The organism is Stenotrophomonas indicatrix (assembly GCA_041545745.1).
In the GTDB taxonomy this organism is placed as follows: Bacteria; Pseudomonadota; Gammaproteobacteria; order Xanthomonadales; family Xanthomonadaceae; genus Stenotrophomonas; species Stenotrophomonas indicatrix_A.
The window spans coordinates 4,351,923-4,373,376 of sequence record CP168152.1 but is presented as its reverse complement, the minus strand read 5'-3'; the positions used below and the strand labels follow the sequence as shown (position 1 = coordinate 4,373,376).

Sequence of the window (21,454 nt, the reverse complement as noted above, 5' to 3'; positions counted from 1 at the left end):
GAGTGGAACGGTATGAGTGAGGCGTCCGGTGCCCGGGCACCAGCCAGCGATCCCGATGGGGTGGGACCAGCTACCAGTGGGTATCTGATCGGTCTGTGGCGCGGCAAGCGCAGGAAGATCCCGGGTGCCCCAGGAAGGAACGGCATCACAATGCCGATGGCTGGCATGTTGCGCGCAGCATTGCTTCTCTTGCCAATGCTGGGCGGGTGCAGCATCAACAAATTTCAACGTACGGAATGGAGATCGGATTGGGTAGATGTTTCATCCGACGCGATTTTCCCTGGCAATTCAACGACTCTGCCGCTTGACCGCATTTCCACGCTTGATCCGGATAGTGAAGCCGCCATTGCGGAGTGGATGTTGAAGAATTCACTGGTCGCGGTATCGGCATCAGAGGTTGAAGGGAAGATCGGTTCAAGGCCGTTGAGTGGCCTGAAGCCAGCACCCGGGGAGAGCCTCTATCTCGTCAGGGCCGCTTCGGATGAAGGGAATGGCACGTTCATCGGCTACGTCAACGACAAGGGACTTCTCATCATGTATGGGGTCATGGGTGGGTGCGGCGAGCAGAAGCACCGGGTGGTTGCCGTGAGCCTGCGGGATAAGCCCGCCAACGTGTTCGGCAGATGCTCGGCGGCGCTTTAGTGCGTTGAAGAGTCGAGCAGCGGCAGGGTGCAGGTGCCCTGCCGTCGCTGCCGGATCATCCGGTAGGCGGCACGCGGAACATCAATGGAGGATCTGCGGCGTGACCAAGCATCTCGTCCTCTGTCTGGCCATTGGCCTGACCGCATGCGCTGCCCAAGAACCACGCGCGGACTCATGCCCGACAATCGTCATCACCTATGCCGGCATCGCACGGGTGGATGGCATGACCTACGGCCGCTTCCAGATCAATCCGCATGGTTCTCGGCCACTGCAGCTGTTGCTGGCCAGCGCCGACAGACGCCTGTATGCCAGGGCAGCCACCGTAGAGGTTCGTCGGATTGACGAACAGGCGTGGCGGTCCTTCAATGTCATCCTCGAAGAAGTTGCGCCTCCGGCAGCACGGCTGTCGATCGCCCCTGGCGAGGCAATGACGGTGCTGTTCGACGGCGACGGCGCGTTTCTGTCCGGCGCGATCAGCGCTGGGGAGGAATTCTCGATCATCGTCCGCGACGTGCAGGGCTGCGCCCACCGCTCGGTTCCCTTCCAGCCTGGCGTCAACGGAGCCGCAGCGGGGGATCGGGAAGCCGAATGAATCCACGACCAGCGCGCCACGCCGTGGTGGCAGGCGGGGGCGAAGACTGAGGGAAGATGGCGCGCCCGGAGGGATTCGAACCCCCGACCAATGGCTTCGGAAGCCACTACTCTATCCGGCTGAGCTACGAGCGCGTGGTGGAACCGCCGCGCCGTCGGCCAGGGCCGGGGCGGGCATCGCAACGCAATGAGGCGGTGCGGGATGGGCATTCTATCCAGTTTCGCCGCACAAATCTCCCCCCGCCGGCAAAGTCGGTCCGAAGGCACAGGAGTATCCTAGTGCCATGGCTGATACCCCCCTTTCCGCGCCGCATCCGGCGCCGACGCCGCGCTGGCGTCATTACTGGAGTCTGATGCGCGCCGATCGCCCGATCGGCACGCTGCTGCTGCTGTGGCCCACCTGGTGGGCGTTGTGGCTGGCCGCTGGCGGCCTGCCGCCGCTGTGGACCCTGTTCGTGTTCACCGCTGGCGTCTGGCTGACCCGCTCGGCCGGTTGCGTCATCAACGACTACGCCGACCGCTGGCTCGACCCGCATGTGGAGCGCACCAAGGCGCGGCCGCTGGCCACCGGTGCGATCAGCGGGCGTGCGGCGCTGGCGCTGTTCGCGGCGCTGATGCTGGTGGCCTTCGGCCTGGTGTTGACCCTGAACGGCCTGACCGTCGCCCTCAGCTTCATCGGCGTGTTCCTGGCGGCCAGCTATCCCTACCTGAAGCGCTACACCCATCTGCCGCAGGTCTACCTGGGCATGTCCTTCGGTTGGGGCATTCCGATGGCCTTCGCCGCCGTACAGGGCGAGGTGCCGATGCTGGGCTGGCTGCTGTATGCCGGCAACATCCTGTGGTCCACCGCCTACGACACCTGGTACGCCATGGTCGACCGCGAGGACGACCTGAAGATGGGTTCGCATTCCACCGCGATCCTGTTCGGCGATCTGGACCTGGTCATCCAGGGCGTGCTGTATGCACTTTTCCTGGCCACGATGGCGCTGGTGGGTGTGCGCGGCGGGCTGGGCGGTTACTACCTGGCCGGCGTAGCCGTGGCGACGCTGCTGGTGGTGTACGAGTTCTGGATCTGCCGCAACCGCGAGCGTGGACCGTGCTTCAAGGCCTTCCTGCACAACAACTGGGTGGGCGCCGCGCTGTTTGCCGGTATAGCCGTGGATCTGGCGCTGCGTTGAGCCCAAGGCATGGTAGAGCCGGCCGCTGGCCGGCTGCACCCGTATGCGATCCCGAGGTTGCCGGCCAGCGGCCGGCACTACCGTCATGCCCGCCACCTACGACCAATAGGTGGCTGACAGCCCGCACCCCACCGCCCAGAATCAGGCCATCGAACCTGGGAGGGTAGGTGATGGCCTCGACGGCAGCAGTACAGGACGGCTGGATGGCGCGCGCAGCATTGCGCTCGGCCGCCTGGGCGGAAAAGTGGTTTCCCGATGCGTACGTGTTCGCGGTGCTCGGCGTGGTCATCGTCGCGGTGGCCGCGATCGGCTTCGGCGCCACCCCGCAGGCCACCGCCAGCGCCTTCGGCGACGGATTCTGGAGCCTGATTCCCTTCACCATGCAGATGGCCTTCGTGGTCATCGGTGGCTATGCCTTGGCCACTGCGCCGGTGGTGGCGCGCTTCATCGACTTCCTCGCCCGCGTACCGCGCACCGGTCGCGGCGCAGTGGTGTACGTCGGCCTGGTCAGCATGCTGGCCTCGCTGCTCAGCTGGGGCTTCTCGCTGGTGTTCGGTGGTCTGCTGGTGCGTGCGCTGGCCCGCCGCACCGAGCTGCGCATGGACTACCGTGCTGCCGGTGCCTCAGCCTATCTGGGGCTGGGCGCGGTGTGGGCGATGGGCCTGAGTTCGTCGGCGGCACAGCTGCAGGCCAATCCGGCCAGCATGCCGCCGGGGCTGGTGGAGATCACCGGCGTGCTGCCGTTCACCGAAACCATCTTCCTGTGGCAGTCGATCGCGCTGACCTCGGTGCTGATCCTGGTCTCGCTGCTGATCGCCTGGCTGACCGCTCCGGCTGCCGGCAGCGCGCGCACCGCCGAAGATTTCCCCGGCGCCGCCCAGGCCGAACCGGAGCCGCTGCAGCGCCGTACGCGCCCGGGCGAGTGGCTGGAGTACAGCCCGTTGTTGACCGTGCTGCTTTCGCTGCTGGCCTTCGGCTGGCTGTTCAACGAGTTCGCCAACAAGCCGTTGGTCAGCGCCATCGCCAACCTCAACACCTACAACTTCATGTTCATCTCGCTGGGCCTGCTGCTGCACTGGCGCCCGCGCAGTTTCCTCAACGCGGTGGCCAAGGCGGTGCCGAGCACCACTGGTGTGCTGATCCAGTTCCCGCTGTACGGCGGCATCGCGATGATCCTTACCCACGCTGCCGGTGGCGACGGTGAGACGCTGGCGCACCGTCTGTCGAGCCTGTTCGTGCACGTGGCCAGCACCGATACGTTCGCGCTGGTGATGGGTGTGTACTCGGCGGTGCTGGGCTTCTTCGTACCGTCCGGTGGCGGCAAATGGATCATCGAAGCGCCGTACGTGATGCAGGCCGCGAACGAGCTGAAGGCGCACCTGGGCTGGGCGGTGCAGGTCTACAACGCGGCCGAAGCGCTGCCGAATCTGATCAATCCGTTCTGGATGCTGCCACTGCTGGGCGTGCTCGGCCTGAAGGCCCGCGACATCGTCGGCTTCACCTTCATCCAGTTGCTGGTGCATATCCCGCTGGTGCTGGGCCTGCTGTGGCTGCTGGGTATGACGCTGGCCTACGTGCCGCCGGTGATGCCGTAGCGCAAGCACGGGGTCATGTGGGGTCAGAGCCTCTCCGCTGGAGAGGATCCGACCCCGGGGTCGGATCCCTTTCGAAGGAAGGGCTCTGACCCCGGAGACCCTCAGCCAGCCGCCGCCTGCTTCTCGATCTCGGCCTTGCGCAGCAGGAAGCGCTGCAGCTTGCCGCTGGGCGTCTTCGGTAGTTCCGCCACGAACGCCACCTGACGCGGGTACGCATGGGCGGACAGCCGGCGTCGCACATGCTGCTGCAGTTCCTGCGCCAGCGCGTCGCTGCCGCTGAACCCAGCGCGCAGGATCACGAACGCTTTGACGATCTCGGTGCGCTCTGGATCGGGTACGCCGATCACCGCCGTTTCCGCCACCGCAGGGTGTTCCATCAGCACGCTCTCCACATCGAATGGACCGATGCGATAGCCCGACGAGGTGATCAGGTCATCCGAGCGGCCGATGAAACTGATCGAGCCGTCGTCCTCGCATTCCACCGAATCGCCGGTGAGGTAGTAGCGATCACCCAGCGCCGGTGTGTCGGCACCGTAGTAGCCGGCGAACCACATGATCGGCGACTGCCGCAGGTCCACGGCGAGGATGCCCGGCGTGCGCGGTGGCAGTTCGTTGCCGGCATCGTCCAGTACCGCCACGCGGTAACCGGGCATCGCAACGCCCGATGATCCCGGCCGCACGGCGTGGCCCAGCGCGTGGTGGTTGTTGACCACCATGCCGGTCTCGGTCTGGCCGTAGTGGTCGAGCACCGTGGTGCCCAGATGGGCGGCGAACCAACGGGTGATCTCCGGGTTCAGCGGTTCGCCGGCGCTGCTCACCACCCGCAGCTTGCCGTTGATGGCCGCACTGGCCTCGGGCCCGGCGGCGATGATCTGCCGGTACGCTGTGGGCGAACCGGCAAGATTGGTGACACCCAGCCGCGCGACGATGTCGTTCAGCCCCTGCACGCTGAAACCGGCTTCGCTGAAGGTGGTGGCCTGGCCCAGCAGCAGCGGGCCGATCACCGCGTAATACAGCCCATAGGCCCAGCCGGGATCGGCGATGTTCCAGAACACGTCCTCTGGGCGCAGGTCCACGGCCAACTGCATGTAACTGGCAAAGGCCAGCAATGCGCGCACCGGCACCGGCACGCCCTTGGGGCTGCCGGTGGTGCCGGAGGTGGACAGCAGTGCCATCAGCGCATCGCCGCGCAGCATCACCGGCACGAAATCAGCTGTGGCATCGGCAGTGCGTGCGCTCCAGTCGATGTCGCCGGCACGTAGTGTCTGTCCCGATGCCAGGAGGGTGGCGACCGGCGGGCAGCCATCGACCTCGTCCAGCTTGCTGCGGTTTGCGCTGTCGGTCACCACCAATGCGGTGCGCCCGGTGTTCAACCGTGTTTCGATGGCCTTGGGGCCGAACGCAGTGAACAGCGGCTGGTAGACCGCACCCACCCGCCAGGTGCCGAGGATGGTCGCCAGCAGGTCCGGTGTACGCGGCAGCAGGCCGGCCACCACATCGCCCTTGCCGATGCCCTGCGCGGCCAGCACCTGGGCAACGCGCGCGGAGGCCTCGCGCAGGTCCTCGAAGGTGTACCGATGCAGGGCACCGTGGGCGTCCACCCAGCGCAGCGCCAGCGCATTGCGGCCGCAGTGGCGGTCGCAGCACTCCACGCAGGCGTTGATGCCGGTCTGCAGGTCACCGTGCAACTGTCGCTGTCCGCGCTCGATGCTGAAATCGGCCAGTGCCTGTTCGTAGGTCGGGCGTGCTGCGGTGTCGCGGGCCATGCGCATCTCCGGGGTGATGTCACCCGACGATAGGCGGCGGCCCTGCATGCTGCAAATGGGACCATAGGCGTAGGCCGCCGCTGCGCGCACCGCGACGGACAAGAACACTGAATGCGTTCGTTTCCGGCTGCAGCATGACGACATGCCAAACCCGCATGAATCCTTCAGTCGCTTGTGCCGCAAGGGCTGGCGCCGGTTCATTCACGCACGTACACATGGGTGTAGCCCGCTCACAACGCATGGTTAACCCATCGCTGCGGACGATGGCCCCGTCCACCGCATTCCGCGCGTGGCATTTGGAGATCGGACATGGCACAGCAGAACCAGAACCCGAACCAGAAGCAGCAGGGCCAGCAGAACCAGCAGGATCAGCAGCAGGGGCGCGGCCGAGACCAGCAGCAGCAACAGCAGCAGGAACAGCAGAAGCGCAACCAGAACCAGCAGCAGGGCGGGCAGGACGAGGAAGAGTGATCCTGGCAGCCGCCATCCATCACCGACGAAGCCCCGCCCCGTGCGGGGCTTCGCTTATTCGAGCACGCCGATCCGCTGCAGCACCGTCGCTGCGGCCATGTCGTTGGGGTTGGTACCGGGCAGGCCCTGCGGTACGTCCAGGCCCATGCCGCGATACAGGTCTACCCAATGCCGGGAGATCTCACTGGTCTGCGGGTTGCGGAAGTTCATCGGCTGCAGCGCGAACACATGGTGCGCACGGAACGCGCGCTCGATGAAGTCCGAGCAGTAGTAACTTTCGTCGTTCAATACGTAGGCGGTGTTGTACGGCTTGCCCAGCATCGTGCGTGCGGTGGCCACTGCATCGGTGATGGCATTCCTTGGCGGCGCGCGCAGGCGATAGACCACGATCTGCCGCTGCTTGCCACGCGCATCTTCGCGGAACTGGTCCAGCGTCTGCCGGCGCGAGCCCTTCTCGTCGGCATGCAGCACCTCCCAGCCTTGCGGTGCCGAAGCCACCAGCGCGACATGGTCGAAGCTGGGCGCACCTTGTTTTCCCGTCGCATCGTCGATGGCCGCGCTCAGGCCGGCATGGCCGGCGGTGACGAACAGCAGATCGCCTTCCTGCACCTCCAGTGCGGCCACGCCGCCGGGCCACAGCGCTGGCACCAGCAGGGAGAGGACGAGCAGGAGTGTGCGCATGGGGCCAGGGCAGAAGAGAGGGCGACGTAGTCTAACGGCTGCCGGAATGACGTTGATTTCTATAATAGTGTGATATGAGTCTCAATTCCGGGTGTCAGGATATTCCTGACAGCGGATGTTGAAACTGAATTGACAGAGGCATGGCTATCCTTGCCTCCCTACCGCGCCGGAACCGCGCGCGACCACCCGGAATCAGGAGGATCCCGTGAACCAGCTCCGCCCCGTTGCCCTGCTCGCGCTTGCCTTGGGGCTTGCGCTGTCGGGCTGCAAGCCGGCACCCCAGGCTGCCCCCGCTCCCGCTGACGCCGCCGCACCGGCTCCGACCAGCACGGCTGCGGCCACCACGCCGGCCGCGCCGGTCGCCGCGCCGGCGGCAGACGCCTCTGCCAACTGCCCGCATCCGGTCTTCGACGATTTCCTCAAGCACTTCGGCAACGAGATCGCGCTGCAGGAAACGTCCACCGCCGATCCGTTGCTGGACAGCCACATCGACGGCGAAGCCGAACCGGAGCCACGCAAGGTGGAGGAGAACGTTCCGCTGGCCAAGGTCGAATGGCCGGTGATGCCGGACCCGGCCACGCTGCAGCGCCAGGGCCGCGAGATGCAGGTTACCCGCCTGCCCGATGGCCAGGTGCAGGTGCAGATGCGCACCCCGGATACCAGCGACCAGCAGACCTACACCTTTGCCCAGAAGCCATGCTGGCAGCTGGTCAAGCGTGAGGACGAATCGATCTGATCCTCCGCGCGGCCGCCTGCGGGCGGTCGTGTGGTTTAGCCAAGGAGCACCGCATGCGTCTGTCTCCCGTTGTCCCCGTGCTGGCCCTGATGCTTGCTGCCTGCAGCGGCCCCGAGGCGGCTGCACCGGCGGGGGCCCCCGCTTCCCCTGAGCCGGCCACGACGCCGGCCGCACCTGCGGCCGCCGCTGCGGCCCTTCCCACCTCCCTTACGCGCGACGAGACCGGCATGCATATCGATTGCCAAGGCACCCGCCTGCACCTGGCGGCCCTGCCCACCCAAGACACGGACGCTTCCCGGCTGACCACGCTGGAAATCGAAAAGGACGGCGCACGCCAGGCCATTGCCGTACCCAAGGAGATGGACGGCTATACCGCTGTCGGCCTGGCCTGTGTGCAGGACCGCAGCGGCACGCCGTATTTCGTTGTGCAGTACGGTGAACTGCCGTTCGGCTGCAGCTTCTGCGAGTGGTACTACCTGTACGACGCCAGTGGCCGCCAGCTGACCCACAGCACGCCGCCGTTGCGTGGCACCGAAGGCGAGGAGCAGGAGCCCAACAACGACGAGTACGAGAAGTTGATCGACACGCTCGGCATCAAGCACCCGGAGGTGAACTACATCGAAGACTGAGCGCGGAGGCAGGACGTCGCACGCGCGCTGTGATCGCAGTACCGCAGTACTGGATGTACCAGGAGCAGTACCCCTTAAGGAAATTCCCTTTTTCATAGAATGGATAGCACAGACATGGCAGACATCTACCAGGACATGGTCCAGCCCCGCGGGGCGGCCTACAGCAGTGACCGTATCAAATCGTGGAGCCACTACCGCGAGCCGATCGACCAGAGCGACGGCCGCCTGCATGGCAATTCCCGCCGGTGGGGCGATGCGTCCCCGGAAGTACAGTCACGGGTGATCGACACCCTCATCGAGTCGGCGCGCGAGAAGGGCCTGACCCCGCGCGAAACCGCGCACGTACTGGCCATCGCCCGCGTTGAATCGGGTTTCAACCCTGACGCCGCCGCTGGCACCACCTCGGCCTCGGGCCTGGGCCAGTTCATCGACAAGACCGGCAACCACTACCACCTCAACAACCGCAACCGCTTCGACGTCGGCGCACAGTCCGATGCACTGGTTGACCACTACATCGACAACCGCACCTTGGCGCACAAGCGTGGCCAGGGTGAGGAATACATCTACAAGTACCATCACGACGGCCCGACCCGCGATTACGGCGGCCTGAACCTGTCTGACAAGAAAGTGATGCCGTACGTGGACAAGTACGAGCAGTTCGTGGAGCAGCGCCTGGGTCAGACCCATGGCCAGTCGCATGGCAGCCACGCTGCACCCGCCGTGGCTGCGGCCGCGCAGGCCAAGCCGGCAGCGGCGCATGCCGAAGGCCAGACCCGCACCTTCGAGCAGACCATGCAGGTGATGCTGCCCCCGCAGAACGGGGTCAAGCCGCACGTTACCGGTGAGTTCGGCGAACACCGCGCGCACAAGCCGCACGGCGGCACCGACTTCAACTATGTCGGTGGCCAGCATGGCCGCAACCTGCAGCACCCGACCGTCAACGCGCCGATTTCCGGCACGGTGACCTTCGTCGGCGGCGACTACGGCACGGTGAAGATCAAGGATGCGCAGGGCAACTCGCACGAGATCCTTCACCTGCAGTCGACCCAGGTGAAGGAAGGCCAGCCGATCAAGGCCGGCGAGCCGATCGGCACGATGGGCGGGCGTGGCCCGGGTGGTGCGGGGCAGTACGCCCAGCACGTGCATTACCAGTTGAAGGATCCGCACGGCAAGCTGCTCAGCCCGCAGGATTTCTGGGACCAGGGCAAGCTGAAGGAAACCGGCAAGGGTGGCCATGCGCATGAGGGCGACCACGGCGGCGTGCTGCGCCAGGGCGCCAAGGGCGAGGAAGTAACTGCGCTGCAGAAGGAGCTCAACCGCTTGGGTGTGCGCGACAGCCACGGCAACCGGCTGAGCGAGGATGGCAGGTTCGGCGCCAATACCAAGGACGCAGTGACCGCCTACCAGAAGCAGCAGGGGCTCTCCGCCGATGGCGTGGCCGGTCCGGCAACGATGGGCAAGCTGGCCGAAGGCCGCAGCCATGCCGAGGCGGCGCCGAAGGGGCCGCAACTGGGCGACAAGGCGCATCCGGATACGCCGCTGCACAACGCCATCCGTGGCCACATGCCGGGCATGATCTGCAACGAGATGGCCGCGCATGTGACCGCGCAGGCCAAGGCTGCCGGCATCGATTCGCCGGAGAAGCTGCAGGGTGTGACCCTGCAGGATGGCAAGGCATTCGTGATGGGCACCGTTCCCGGCTTCCGCACTGCAGTGGACATGACCCAGACGGCACCGAGCGTGCAGGAGACCAGTGCTGCCATGCTGGCCAAGCATGAGCCCTCCCAGCAGCACGTGCAGGACGAGCAGCAGCGGGTGGCCATGGGCCGTTGACCGCTGCCTGCCACGAGGTGTGTGGCAAAGGAGGCCGGCCGGGGCGACCCGGTCGGCTTTTCCCTTTCCTGGGCGAGGAAATGCATAGATGTTGTTTTGCAGGATGCGCACCACCCCGCCATTGCCGAGCACGGCACCGGGCGCCCCAGCGGACGTCCCACGCGCAGAGAGTGGTAGCCCCATGAGCAGGGTGCGCCAGTGGCGCGACGCATGGCAGTGGGTTGGGCTCGCGCTGCTGTTCTGCCTGCTGCCGCTGCAGGCGCTGGCGGCAGCCCCGATTCCGGCACTGGATGATCCGGTGGTGGACACCGCCAATGCGCTGTCCGCCAGCACCCGCGCCGCGCTGCGCGAGCAGGCCTTGCAGTTGCAGGCACGCAAGGGCGCACAGCTGCAGGTGCTGGTAGTGCCCAGCGTTGGCGAGGAAGGCATCGAAGCCTATGCGCAGCGCGTCTTCGACCAATGGCAGCTGGGCCGCGCCGGTGTCGATGATGGCGTGCTGCTGCTGGTGGCGGTGCAGGATCGGCGCGTACGCATCCAGACCGGTTATGGCCTGGAAGGCACCATTCCCGATGCCTATGCCGCGCGCATCATTGACAAGGCGATCGTGCCGCGGCTGCGCGAGGGAGACCTGGACCAAGGCGTGCTGGACGGCACCGCGCTGCTGGTGGCGCTGGTCGATGGTGAGGAACTGCCGCCCTGGGAAGATTCATTGGCACGCAACGTGTTGCCGCCGGATTGGCGCACGGGGGATTCGGTCGTCGCGCTGACGTTGCTGGCGGGCTTCCTGGCCGGCCTGTGGCGATCGCCGCCGCGTCTGCTGGCGACCCGCACCGAAGCCGAGTTCACCGGTAGCCGCCGCGAGCGGCGGCGCAAGGCACTGGCAGCCAATGCGGCGGTGCCCAGGCCGACGTGGCCGACATTGCCTGCCTGGGGCCGGCCGCTGCGTGACGGCGGTTATTGCTGCGGGGCTGCTGTCTGCGACGCTGCTGCTGCCGCGCCACGTGCTGCCGGCGTTGTTCTTCGTGATGGTGCCCGCCGTACCGGTGGCAACCCTGCTGGGCTGGTGCTGGCATCGCAGCCGCGGCGTACGCATCGTGCTGTACGGCATGCTGGCCGTCAGCACCGGCTTCTTCGTGGTGATGCTGGTACGTGGCCAGTTGCCGCCCAGCCTTGCGCTGCACACGCTGCTGAACCTGGCGGTCGGCAGCGCGGCCATGCTGGTGTTCTTCCTGGTGCAGGCTGGTCGCGCGCGCTGGCGGAAGAACCGCAACAGCTTCGCCATCCGCGTGGTGGTGCTGGTGCTGCTGACCGCCGGCTATGCGCTGGGCGCACTGCTGGCCATCGATCGTGCCGGCGACGAGAACGCACGCGTGCTGGCGACGATCGTGTCCAGCGTGGGCACGCTGTTCCTGTACTTCATCTGGGTGTTCACCCTGCTGCCCGGCGAAAAAGCCCGCGGCGGCCGCGGTTCGTCCAGAGGCTACCGTTCCTCATCCAGCAGCTCGTCGTCCAGTTCGTCCTCGAGCAGTTCCAGCGACTGGTCCGGTGGTGGTGGCCGCAGCGGCGGCGGTGGCGCCTCGGGCAGCTGGTAGCTCAGGCCGCTCGCACCCGCCAGCCCAGCGCGGCATCCTGCAGTTCACCGCTGCCGCTCACATCGCCCACCTGCAGCTGCAGTCCCTGCGCGTTGGGCAGGTCCTTCAGCTCGGGGAACCAACGGCGATCGGCGGCGACCACGATCAGCAGCCCCTCGTCATCGCCCATCGGCGCGAACTGCGGCGACGACGTGCTGATCGGTTGCAGGCCGAAGCGCTGGCTGGACTGTTCGCGTACCGCATCGACATCATGGCTGGGCAGGCCGACCTCGCTCAGGCAGGTCAGTTCGCTGCCATGGAAGGCACCGCTGCGTTCGCTGGCCGGCAAGCGCCTGCGGCCGATCAGCTCGAGGATCAGGCCATCGGGTCCGGTGAAGTACACCGACTGCGATTGCCAGCTGCTTTCCAGTGCGAAGTAATCGAGGCCTTCCGGGTTGCGTTGGAAGGGCGTGCGTGCACGCAGCCAGCTCATGGCGGCGGCGAAGCGGTTGTCCGGCACATTGAAGGCCAGGTGCACGCCGCCGACAGGGTGGTCGCCGGCAGGTTGCAGCTGGATCGTGCTCCAGCCGATGCGGACCTGGTCGCCGGCCACCTCCAGTTGCAGCACGTCGCGGAAGTACGCGGCGACACTGGCGACATCGGATACCGGCAGGGTGAGGTGCAGCAGGCGCATGGTCGATCCTCCGTGTAGCGCTGGGTGCAGTGTAGTCCCGCGCACCTTCGCGTCGCGTCATCACCTGCGCAACGAATCGTTACTGCCAGCCGCAGCGTCAAACCATGCTCGACAGCTTCTATCGCAGTGCCTCACCGAAGAAGCGCACCGCGTCTTCCACCACCACGGCATGCGTCTGTTCCTTCGGCACCGCAGTAGTGCATAGCGCCGGCAGCCGCTCTTTCGCCAGCGGCGTGCACCCGGACAGGAAATCGTAGTGGCCGACACCTGGCAGTGCGTGCAGCGTTGCTTTCGGAATCAGCGCCGCCGCCACATCACCGTTGGTCGCTGGCGGCGCCACCTCATCAGCAGCGCCCAGTACGATCGCCACCGGCTGCTGCAACGCCTTCAGCTGCTCCGGTGCGAATGCCTGCACGATGGCTGGCGCCAGCACGAAGACTGCGCGGACACCGGGAATCGAACGATCATCCTGTGCGTGCTGCACGTAGGGCTGCAGTTGCGGCGATGCTGCTGCAGCAAGACGCACCTCCATCGTATGCGTGGCCGCTTCCTGCTGCGGTCTGCACACGCCGTCGTCCGCGTGCGCCTTGCAGAACGCCAGCAGCCGCGTCATGTCCGGCCGCGCGCCGGCGCTGAGCAGTGCGGTGAAGCCACCGGCGGAATAGCCAATCACGCCCAGCCGCGACGCATCAATGTGTGGCCTCAACTGCAGGTCGGCCTGCACTGCGGCCAGCGCGGCCTTCAGGTCGTCGGCGCGCAGCCAGGTCAGCACGCTGCCGGCCAGCGTCATCTCATCGGCGCCATTGTTGCCCGGGTGGTCCACGGCGATCACCAGGTAGCCCGCACGCGCAAGCGCAGTGCCCAGCCACCCCATCATGCGCGCGGTGCCGCCATTACCATGCGACAGCAACAGCGTCGGCAGGCGCCCTCCGGTGATGGGGGCGTCCTTCGCGGCGCGCCCCACCTCGAACAGTGGCGCATCCGCTGGCCCGATGGTCAGCGGCGTTTCCTGGCTGCCAGGGCTTGCCGGGTACCACACGGTGAAGCGCAGCACATCGCGGTGCGCGCCATCGCGTATCGCCGCGCTTTCCAGCGTTGTCACGCCGTGGCGTTCACCGGCGGTGATGGGCGCTGCCGCCATCGCCAGCGGTGTCAGCGAAGCCAGCAGCAGGGCCAGGATCCATCGCGTTGCGTGCATCGTCAGTCTCTCCGGGTCAGGCAGTGCGTTGATCGACCGGCAGCCAGATTTCCACGCCACCGTGGCCGCTATGCTCGTCGAATCGGGTGTCGTAGCGTTCAAGGTCCGGCGCGTTGGCCAGGTTGAGGCGGTTGGCGGGCAGATATTGGTCCAGCAGCCAGAACCAGGTCGCGCGGATGGTGGCGATATGGCCAGCATGCCAGGCCACCAGGTAACGGCGTGCAGGAACATCCACCCGCTGCCAGTGTGCCGGCACCGATGGCAGTGCGTTCACCGGCAGCGCTGCGATGTAGTCGAAGCCGCCATCGTCGTCACTGTTGCAGCACACACCGAAACTGACCGGTGCCGGCGTTGGCCATTCGCGATTGAGCTGTGCCCACTGCCCCGGAATCGCACCGCCGCTGTTGCGGGTGTGGCGCATGCCGATGCCAGCCACCTGGAAGGGGGCGCAGTCGATCAGCTTCGGCGCCTCGCTGCAGGGCTGCGGTGCATCGTCGAGGCGGATCGCGTGTACCAGTGCCAGCTCCTGCAGGCCCTGCTCGCGCACGCGCTCCGGGGTCTGCCCGAACTGCTCGCAGAAGGCACGGGTGAAGGCGGCATGGGTGCTGTAGCCCGCCGACAACGCCACCTGCAGGATGTCGCCGGCACCGTTGGCCAGCTGCTGTGCAGCGGCGGTCAGGCGGCGTCCACGCAGGTAGCGCACCACCGAGGTGCCGGTGCGGGCCTGGAACAGGCGCGACAGGTGGAACGGCGACAGTCCGGCGGCGGCCGCGATGTCGGCCAGCGCCAGCGGCTTGTCCGCATGGCTTTCGATGTACCACAACGCTTTGCCTGCCGCGCTCATCGCGCTGTCCCTTGTTCGAATGCCGGGCAGCGTACCGGATCGACGAGGTGGGGCGCTTAGCAGTTCTTGCGCTGGCGGGACTTTGCGTTTGCCGTTGCACCGGCAACAATGAGGCCTTCATGGATACGATCGAGGCCAGGGACATGCCCGAAGTCACCGCTATCAGCCAGACCGCGCAGATCGCCGCATGGTGATGATCATTGCGATTGCCCTGCTGTCGGCGCTGCTGCCACTGGCGCTGCTGGTGATCATGTGGCGGCGGGCACCGCGCTGGCGCGGGGATCCCTGGCTGTACCGTGTGATGTTCTCATTGCTGGCAGCACTGCTGGCGCCCACGTTGTTGATGGCAGGCCATGGCGGCCTGCCGTGCCCCACCATCGGTGGCCTTGTGCTGGTGCTCATGGACCTTGAGTGGATCGGCTATCTGCAGGTGAACCTGATTGCCTTCGGAACCGAGGACACTGCCATCCTCTCCGCGCCTTTCCTGTTCGTTTTCGTGATCGCGCTGTTCATCCCGCTGCGCACGGCGCGGCCAGCCGTCTTCGGCTTCGACGACAACACTGCCGGATAGCGCAGAGCCCGGCATGGGCGGCCCCCGCACCGTAACCGCTGCAACTGTCGTCTCCACGTCATCGCTGCTTCACATCCCGCCCCGAGACTGCGCGCCTTGTCCAGGTCCCACCTGGCCCTGTCGTGCCTTCCCGGAGTCCTGCCGTGCATCGTTCGAAGCTGTCGCGTTCCATCCTCCTCGCCCTTGGTCTGGTCAGCGCAGGAGGCGCGATCGCTGCAGATGCCGGAACGGCAGACACCAGCAGCAGTGGCAACGCCGCTGCGCCCACCCAGCTCGATGCGATGCTGGTCACCGGTACCCGTGCCTCCAACCGCACCCAGTTTGAAACCCTGGCGCCGGTGGACGTGTTCACCAAGCAGGACATCCAGTCGGTCGACTCCACCGATCTGAAGGACGTGCTGGCGCAGCTGGTGCCGTCGTTCGTGGTGCAGCGCCTGCCGATGGCCGATGGCCAAGTGTTCGTACGCCCGGCCACGCTGCGTGGCCTGTCGCCGGACCAGACGCTGGTGCTGGTCAACGGCCGCCGCTTCCATCGCAGTGCCTTGCTTGGCAACCGCGGCGCACAGGCCGCCGACCTGGCGCAGATCCCGACCAGCGCGATCAAGCGCATCGAAGTGCTGCGCGATGGCGCGTCGGCGCAGTACGGCTCGGACGCTATCGCCGGCGTCATCAACATCATCCTGGAAGACAGCCCGGGCACCGAGATCACCGCCGGCTATTCGCAGTACGCGCAGGGCGATGGCGGCTCGCGCGACTTCAGTGCACGCACCGGCTGGGCGCTGGGGGACTACGGCAGCCTGGCCCTGTTCGCCGAATCATCCAACTCCGATGCGACCTCGCGCACCCGCCAGCGTCCCGACGCCATCGCCTTCCAGGCCGCGCATCCGGAGCTGGATGTACCCAATCCGGTGCAGCGCTGGGGCCAGCCGGAGCTGGAAAGCCGCCGCGTGGGCTTCAACCTGAAGGCCAATGCCAGCGACACCCTGGAGCTCTATGCCTTCGGCCTGTACAGCCACAGCGATGGCGTCAGCGATTTCAACTGGCGCAACCCGGATACCACCACCGGTGCGTACCGTACCACCAGCATCTTCCCCGGCTGGAACCTGCGCTCGCTGTATCCGGTGGGCTTCAGCCCGCAGTACGGCAACACGCAGAACGACCTGCAGCTGGTCGCTGGCCTGCGTGGTGAGATCACCCCCAAGCTGCGCTGGGACCTGAGCGCCTCGTATGGCCGCAATGCCATCGACTACAGCCTGAAGAACTCGATCAACGCATCGCTGGGTCCCAACAGTCCGACCGCATTCGATCTCGGTCGCCTGACCCAGACCGAGAAGAATGCCAATGCGGACTTCAACTACGAATGGGACGTGGCTGCGCTGTCGAAGCCGATCAACGTCGCCTTCGGTGCCGAGTTCCGCCAGGAGACCTACGAGGTTCGTGCCGGTGATCCGGCCTCGTACGCGGTGGGCCCGGGCGCGGCGGCGGGCCTGGAGGCGAATTCCAACGGCGCGCCGGGTTTTTCGGCCAGCCAGGCCGGGCAGTGGAGCCAGCGCAGCAAGGCCGCCTACGTGGACATGGAAGTGCCGCTGGGCGAGCGCTGGAGCATCGGCGCGGCCGGTCGCTATGAAGACTTCTCCAGCTTCGGCAGCACGGTGGATGGCAAGCTGTCGGCACGTTTTGCGATCACCCCGGACGTGGCGCTGCGCGGCACCCTGTCCACCGGCTTCCGCGCGCCCACGCCGGCCCAGCTCAACACCACCAGCACCACCCAGGGCCTGGACACGCGCACGCTGCAGATCTTCACCAGCGGCCGCCTGTCGCCGACCGATCCGTTGGCGCAGCTGCTCGGTGCCAAGCCGCTCACCCCGGAAGAATCGCGCACCGCCTCGCTGGGCCTGACCTGGCGCACCGACATCGGCCTGTCCGGTTCGGTGGATGTCTACCGGATCACGCTCAGCGACCGCTTCAGCCAGTCGGCCAGCTTCGCCATTCCGGCCGGCACGCCGAACCCGCTGGGCTATACCTCGGTGAACTACTTCACCAACGATTTCGACACCACCACCACCGGCGTGGATGTGGTCGGCAACTACCTGCGCGACCTCAGCGCAGGGCGGATGACGCTGACGCTGGCTTACAACTACAACCAGACCCGCGTCGACAACGGCAGCACCTCGGTGGCCACCAACGAAACCCAGCGCGTGCTGTTCGAAGACCGTCTGCCCGAGCACAAGGGCAGCTTCACCGGCAGCTGGGACGTCGGCGCCTGGTCGTTGATGGCACGCGTACGCTATTACGGCAAGTGGACCGACTCCACCGGCAATGCGACCGGCGACATCTACCAGCAGTTCGGCGCAATGACCTTCCTGGATCTGGCCGTGGGCTACCGCATCAACGAACACCACAGCCTGCGTGTGGGCGCAGACAACGTGTTCGACCGTTACCCGGACGAAGCGACCTTCCAGGCCAGCCGTGGCCTGATCTATTCCCGTAATGCGCCGTACGACACCGATGGTGCGAATGTGTACGCACAGTACCGGCTGACCTTCTGATGGACGGCCGCCGTCGTTCCCTGCTGCGTGCCGGCGCGCTGCTGCCGGCCGCTGCGGCGTTGTCTTCACTGCCTGCCGCAGGCGTCGCGCGTTACGCTGGGCCCATGCAGATTCCCGCAACGACCGTGGCGCCGGACGTGCTGGCCCGCGACGAAGGCTACTGGGCCACCGTGGCCAGCCACTTCGACATCACCGATGAAGTGAACCATCTGGAAAACGGCTACTGGGGCGCGATGGGCAGGGAGACTCTGGCCAGCTACCAGCGGCACACCGCCGAAGTGAATCGCGGCAACGCCTGGTACGGGCGCCATGCGTTTCCCACGCAGTACATGGCCGTGCATCGGCAGGTGGCCGACATGCTCGGCGTGGGCGCGGATGAGATCGCGCTGACCCGCGGCGCCACCGAGGCGATGCTGGCGCTGATCGGTGGCTACAACCGCCTGCGGCCCGGCGACCAGGTGCTGTACGCCGACATCGACTACGACAGCATGATCAACGCAATGCGCTGGCTGCAGCAGCGTCGTGGCGTGCAGGTCGAGCGCATCGCACTGCCAGCGGTGCCCACCCATCAGCAGATCCTGCAGGCCTACGATGACGCGTTCGCGCGCCTGCCGCGCCTGAAACTGGTGCTGCTGACCCAGGTCAGCCACCGCCATGGGCTGGTGCTGCCGGTGGCGGAGCTCGCCGAGCGTGCGCGGGCACGCGGCATCGATGTGATTGTTGACGCCGCACATGGCTTTGGCCAGATCGACTACGCGGTGCCGAACCTGAAGGCCGATTTCGTTGGCATCAACCTGCACAAGTGGATCGGCGCACCGGTGGGCGTGGGCGCGATGTACGTGCGCAAAGGACGCGTGGCCGACCTGGATCCGTACATGGGTGAGACCGACGACGGCCGCGTGGGCAGCCGCGTGCACACCGGCACGGTCAACTTCGCTGCCTATCTGGCGCTGCCCGAGGCCATCGCATTGCACCAGCGCATCGGTGCAGCCAACAAGCAGGCGCGCCTGCGTTACCTGCGCGAGCGGTGGACGGTGCCAGCGCGACAGATGGCGCATATCGACGTGCTGTCGTCGCCGGATCCGGCATTGGCCAGTGCATTGGCCAGCTTCCGCCTGCGTGGCCATGCCTCGGTGGAAGACAACCAGGCACTGCAGAAACGGCTGCTGGATGAACATCGGATATTCACCACGTATCGCGATGGTCTGGACTCCGGCGCGTGCGTGCGGGTGACGCCATCGGTGTTCACCCGCCCCGCGCAGATGGATGCGCTGGTGCAGGCGCTGGCCGCGCTGGCCTGAACGCCCACCGCGTTGGTAGATGCCAACCTTGGTTGGCACCGCATGCACGCATGGCATGAACGGGCATTGCCAACCAAGGTTGGCATCTACCGAATACCGAAACAGGTCCAGTAGATCCACGCCATGCGTGGATGCTCTCCGCCTACCGCTCGATCGCCGGCAACGCGTCGGACAACAACAACCGATCGATCCGCCGCAGCGCGTTCTCCAGTTGCCGCCGGTCCGCAGCCAATCCCAACGACAACCGCACCCCGCTCGCGAACGCTGCGCCCGGCGGACAGAACGCCGATGAAGGCGCGATCGCCAGTCCCTGCAGCTGCGCCGTCCGCACCAGCGTGGCGTCGGTCCATGGCGCTGGCACCCGGCACCATGCATGCAGCCCATCGGCGCGCTCCAGAAGTGAGGGTGCCAGCAGATATCGCGCCATCCGCGTACGCTCGCGCGCTTCCTCGCGCACCTGCACCAGCAGCGCCTGCGCCGAGCCATCCAGCAGCAGCTGGCTGGCCAGCGCCGATACCAGCGGATGGCCCATCAACCGTGTGGCACGCAGTGCGGCAGCCATCGCCTCGGCGTGGGCGGCGCTCGGGCATTGCACGAACGCGGTACGCAGGCCGGGGCTGATCACCTTCGACAGGGTGGCGACATGGAACACATGTCGAGGTGCCAGCGTCGCCAGCGCAATGGGCGCGGTGATGGCCAGATGCCAGTACGGATCGTCCTCGATCGCCAGCAGGCTTTCGCGCTCCAGTACCCGCGCCAGGGCCTCGCGCCGCGAGGTGGGCACAGTCAGCGCCGTCGGGTTCTGGCAGGTAGGGTTGAGGTAGACCAGGCGTGTGCCACATTCCCGCGCCCGCCGTGCCAGCGCCTCCGGGCACATGCCCTGTTCGTCGCCCTCCACCGTGACCAGCCGCCGCCCCAGTGCGGCAGCGGCCTGCAGCAGGCCCGGATACACCAAGCGGTCGCAGAGGATCGCATCGCCCTCGCGCCCCTGGCTGAGCAGGATCGCCGCCAGCGCCACCTGCGCGCCTTCGGTCAGCAGCAGGCGCGCGTCATCCACCGTGCCCAGCATCGGCTGCAACCAGCGCGCCGCCGCGTGGCGATCGGTCGGGTTGCCACCGCCGAGGTGATAGGTCATCAGGTTCGGCGCATTGCTGCGCGCGAGCACCGCCGCTGCGCCTCGACGCAGCATGTCCGCCAGTGCATCGGCGTCGGGTACCGGCGGCACGTTCATGCTGAGATCGACGGCCTGGTCAAAACCCGCCTTTGGCGGCGCGATGAAGCTGCCCTGTGGCCCACGTGCTTCGATCAGCCCACGCTTGCGCGCTTCATCGAACGCACGGGTCACCGTGGTCAGATCCACGCCCAGCTGCTGCGCCAGTGCGCGCTGCGATGGCAGCCGTTGCCCTGGCGCAAGGCCGCCGCGATTGATGGTGCGTTCCAGCGTGTTGACGATGCGCAGGTAGATCGGACCGCTGTGCACGTGCACGTCCTGCACCCAGCCCAGCCCTGCGACGCCAGGCCCTGCGACATCGGGTCGCGGCATGTACGGAGGATGTCGGGGCGTATCGTTGCTTCCAACGGCGGGAGCCTGTCCATAACCATCGGTCGGTTCGGACAGGTGACCGCCGTTGTTGTTTGTGGCGGCTGCGCCAGCCAGCGTCGATGATGTCATCGCGCGTCCTCAGCGCTGGGCCTGCCAGGGGCAGTAGCAGCCCACGGCAAGCAGTCCTTTCGGGCGCACGGTTTCCCCGCGCACCAGTTTGTCCAGCAGCGGTTCGACGAAGCTGTTGGCCGAATTGCAGACCATGCCGATGCTGTACGGGCCGGCATAGGCCAGGTGGCCCTGGCGGTCCCAGATCGCCACCGCCGGGCTGGCCGGAATGTTCTCGATGCCGTCGATGGTCGGCAGGTCGATCACCTTGTTGCGCAGCGGCTCGGGTAGTTCACCTTGGGTGCCGGGGCGACGGATCGCATAGAAGTCGATGCCGGCGCGGCGGTACATGCTGATCAGGTAGCTCAGGTGCGCACCGGTTTCGCGGTTGCACACGCCGCAGGCCGGGTCCCAGAAATGCACCACGCGGATGCGGCCGGTGTCGCCGGCCAGTTCCGCCGGCAACCGCAGCTGCGAGTCATCGAAGACAATGGCCTGTTCGGCGAACGTGGACTGCTCGCCATAACCGAAGTACTGCCACAGGGCCGCCGCCACGCCGGCCATGAACAGGCAGGCGAGGGCGATCATCACCGGCAGCATCGAACGGCGTGGGCGCGGCGCGGCTGCGCCCATCAGGAGCCGTCCGCGCCGAACTTGTGCACGTACTGCTTGCGCATCTCGCGGCAGGAGTCGGCCTGGGCGCGGCGCTGGATCTCGCTGCGCGCCGCGTCCTCGCTGCGTTGCAGGCACTGTTCGATGGCGTGGCGCTCGGCGGCCTGCACATCCACGGTCTGCGGTTGCAGGCAGACCCAGGCCAGGGCGGCCAGCATCAGCACGACGAAGCCGCCGCAGCCGGCCATCACCAGGTGGAACTTCAGTTTGTCGGCGGCCATCTGCGGCACATCCTTCGTCCATACATTACATACAAGATATCATTTTGTATGGGTATGGCC

General features: G+C 66.6%; 19 protein-coding genes, 1 tRNA gene and 1 pseudogene. 12 read left to right on the top strand and 9 right to left on the bottom strand.

Annotated features, from left to right (window positions below):
* The first annotated feature begins 12 nt into the window (after positions 1 to 12).
* Positions 13 to 642: a hypothetical protein gene (locus ACEF39_RS19945; protein WP_500286326.1), complete on the top strand. Its 630-nt coding sequence runs from the start codon at positions 13 to 15 to the stop codon at positions 640 to 642.
* Between the two features lie 100 nt (positions 643 to 742).
* Positions 743 to 1,234 (top strand): adhesin, encoded by a 492-nt coding sequence (locus tag ACEF39_RS19940; RefSeq protein WP_500286325.1) that lies wholly within the window; start codon positions 743 to 745, stop codon positions 1,232 to 1,234.
* A gap of 57 nt (positions 1,235 to 1,291) precedes the next feature.
* Here the strand turns inward: ACEF39_RS19940 and ACEF39_RS19935 are convergent.
* A tRNA-Arg gene (locus ACEF39_RS19935) sits at positions 1,292 to 1,368 on the bottom strand.
* A gap of 149 nt (positions 1,369 to 1,517) precedes the next feature.
* On the opposite strand from ACEF39_RS19935, the gene ubiA reads away from it, so the two are divergent.
* Together ubiA and ACEF39_RS19925 are read left to right on the top strand one after the other, a co-directional pair.
* Positions 1,518 to 2,411 carry a 4-hydroxybenzoate octaprenyltransferase gene (gene ubiA, locus ACEF39_RS19930; RefSeq protein ID WP_500286324.1) on the top strand — a complete coding sequence of 298 codons (894 nt, stop codon included), beginning with the start codon at positions 1,518 to 1,520 and terminating at the stop codon, positions 2,409 to 2,411.
* 170 nt (positions 2,412 to 2,581) lie between these two features.
* Positions 2,582 to 4,006 (top strand): short-chain fatty acid transporter, encoded by a 1,425-nt coding sequence (locus ACEF39_RS19925; protein WP_481448556.1) that lies wholly within the window; start codon positions 2,582 to 2,584, stop codon positions 4,004 to 4,006.
* 101 nt (positions 4,007 to 4,107) lie between these two features.
* Here ACEF39_RS19925 and ACEF39_RS19920 read toward each other — a convergent pair whose 3' ends face one another.
* The gene (locus ACEF39_RS19920; RefSeq protein WP_500286323.1) at positions 4,108 to 5,772 is read right to left on the bottom strand and encodes an AMP-binding protein; all 1,665 of its coding nucleotides are present in this window, start codon (positions 5,770 to 5,772) and stop codon (positions 4,108 to 4,110) included.
* A 309-nt stretch (positions 5,773 to 6,081) separates the two neighbouring features.
* On the opposite strand from ACEF39_RS19920, the gene ACEF39_RS19915 reads away from it, so the two are divergent.
* Positions 6,082 to 6,243: a hypothetical protein gene (locus ACEF39_RS19915; RefSeq protein ID WP_164745118.1), complete on the top strand. Its 162-nt coding sequence runs from the start codon at positions 6,082 to 6,084 to the stop codon at positions 6,241 to 6,243.
* A gap of 54 nt (positions 6,244 to 6,297) precedes the next feature.
* Here ACEF39_RS19915 and ACEF39_RS19910 read toward each other — a convergent pair whose 3' ends face one another.
* Complete coding sequence (locus tag ACEF39_RS19910; RefSeq protein ID WP_500286322.1) at positions 6,298 to 6,924, bottom strand: YiiX/YebB-like N1pC/P60 family cysteine hydrolase; 627 nt, start codon at positions 6,922 to 6,924, stop codon at positions 6,298 to 6,300.
* 205 nt (positions 6,925 to 7,129) lie between these two features.
* Here ACEF39_RS19910 and ACEF39_RS19905 point away from each other — a divergent pair, with 205 nt between their 5' ends.
* The 4 genes and pseudogenes from ACEF39_RS19905 to ACEF39_RS19890 all read left to right on the top strand — a co-directional run bounded on the left by ACEF39_RS19905 (position 7,130) and on the right by ACEF39_RS19890 (position 11,714).
* Positions 7,130 to 7,660 carry a hypothetical protein gene (locus ACEF39_RS19905; protein ID WP_500286321.1) on the top strand — a complete coding sequence of 177 codons (531 nt, stop codon included), beginning with the start codon at positions 7,130 to 7,132 and terminating at the stop codon, positions 7,658 to 7,660.
* A 53-nt stretch (positions 7,661 to 7,713) separates the two neighbouring features.
* The gene (locus ACEF39_RS19900) at positions 7,714 to 8,289 is read left to right on the top strand and encodes a hypothetical protein (RefSeq protein WP_500286320.1); all 576 of its coding nucleotides are present in this window, start codon (positions 7,714 to 7,716) and stop codon (positions 8,287 to 8,289) included.
* Between the two features lie 114 nt (positions 8,290 to 8,403).
* Positions 8,404 to 10,122 carry a peptidoglycan-binding protein gene (locus ACEF39_RS19895; RefSeq protein WP_500286319.1) on the top strand — a complete coding sequence of 573 codons (1,719 nt, stop codon included), beginning with the start codon at positions 8,404 to 8,406 and terminating at the stop codon, positions 10,120 to 10,122.
* A gap of 181 nt (positions 10,123 to 10,303) precedes the next feature.
* Positions 10,304 to 11,714: pseudogene (locus ACEF39_RS19890) on the top strand (TPM domain-containing protein).
* A 1-nt stretch (position 11,715) separates the two neighbouring features.
* Here ACEF39_RS19890 and ACEF39_RS19885 read toward each other — a convergent pair.
* The 3 genes from ACEF39_RS19885 to ACEF39_RS19875 all read right to left on the bottom strand — a co-directional run bounded on the left by ACEF39_RS19885 (position 11,716) and on the right by ACEF39_RS19875 (position 14,429).
* Positions 11,716 to 12,387, bottom strand: coding sequence for a VOC family protein (locus tag ACEF39_RS19885; protein ID WP_500286318.1), 672 nt, complete (start codon positions 12,385 to 12,387; stop codon positions 11,716 to 11,718).
* A gap of 118 nt (positions 12,388 to 12,505) precedes the next feature.
* Complete coding sequence (locus tag ACEF39_RS19880) at positions 12,506 to 13,528, bottom strand: alpha/beta hydrolase family protein (protein WP_500288057.1); 1,023 nt, start codon at positions 13,526 to 13,528, stop codon at positions 12,506 to 12,508.
* 73 nt (positions 13,529 to 13,601) lie between these two features.
* Positions 13,602 to 14,429, bottom strand: a complete 828-nt coding sequence (locus tag ACEF39_RS19875; RefSeq protein ID WP_500286317.1) for an AraC family transcriptional regulator — start codon at positions 14,427 to 14,429, stop codon at positions 13,602 to 13,604.
* A 187-nt stretch (positions 14,430 to 14,616) separates the two neighbouring features.
* Here ACEF39_RS19875 and ACEF39_RS19870 point away from each other — a divergent pair, with 187 nt between their 5' ends.
* The 3 genes from ACEF39_RS19870 to ACEF39_RS19860 all read left to right on the top strand — a co-directional run bounded on the left by ACEF39_RS19870 (position 14,617) and on the right by ACEF39_RS19860 (position 18,850).
* Positions 14,617 to 15,000: a hypothetical protein gene (locus tag ACEF39_RS19870; RefSeq protein WP_500286316.1), complete on the top strand. Its 384-nt coding sequence runs from the start codon at positions 14,617 to 14,619 to the stop codon at positions 14,998 to 15,000.
* 143 nt (positions 15,001 to 15,143) lie between these two features.
* The gene (locus tag ACEF39_RS19865) at positions 15,144 to 17,549 is read left to right on the top strand and encodes a TonB-dependent receptor plug domain-containing protein (protein ID WP_500286315.1); all 2,406 of its coding nucleotides are present in this window, start codon (positions 15,144 to 15,146) and stop codon (positions 17,547 to 17,549) included.
* Positions 17,549 to 18,850 carry an aminotransferase class V-fold PLP-dependent enzyme gene (locus ACEF39_RS19860; RefSeq protein WP_500286314.1) on the top strand — a complete coding sequence of 434 codons (1,302 nt, stop codon included), beginning with the start codon at positions 17,549 to 17,551 and terminating at the stop codon, positions 18,848 to 18,850. The genes ACEF39_RS19865 and ACEF39_RS19860 overlap by 1 nt, the downstream gene beginning before the upstream one ends.
* Before the next feature lie 142 nt (positions 18,851 to 18,992).
* On the opposite strand, the gene ACEF39_RS19855 is transcribed toward ACEF39_RS19860, so the two are convergent.
* From ACEF39_RS19855 to ACEF39_RS19845, 3 genes are read right to left on the bottom strand one after another with little or no spacing between them, the layout of a single operon-like run.
* Positions 18,993 to 20,522 carry an aminotransferase-like domain-containing protein gene (locus ACEF39_RS19855; protein ID WP_500286313.1) on the bottom strand — a complete coding sequence of 510 codons (1,530 nt, stop codon included), beginning with the start codon at positions 20,520 to 20,522 and terminating at the stop codon, positions 18,993 to 18,995.
* A 9-nt stretch (positions 20,523 to 20,531) separates the two neighbouring features.
* Positions 20,532 to 21,134 carry a DUF6436 domain-containing protein gene (locus tag ACEF39_RS19850; protein WP_500286312.1) on the bottom strand — a complete coding sequence of 201 codons (603 nt, stop codon included), beginning with the start codon at positions 21,132 to 21,134 and terminating at the stop codon, positions 20,532 to 20,534.
* Positions 21,134 to 21,394, bottom strand: coding sequence for a hypothetical protein (locus tag ACEF39_RS19845; protein ID WP_025877432.1), 261 nt, complete (start codon positions 21,392 to 21,394; stop codon positions 21,134 to 21,136). The genes ACEF39_RS19850 and ACEF39_RS19845 overlap by 1 nt, the downstream gene beginning before the upstream one ends.
* Positions 21,395 to 21,454 lie beyond the last annotated feature (60 nt).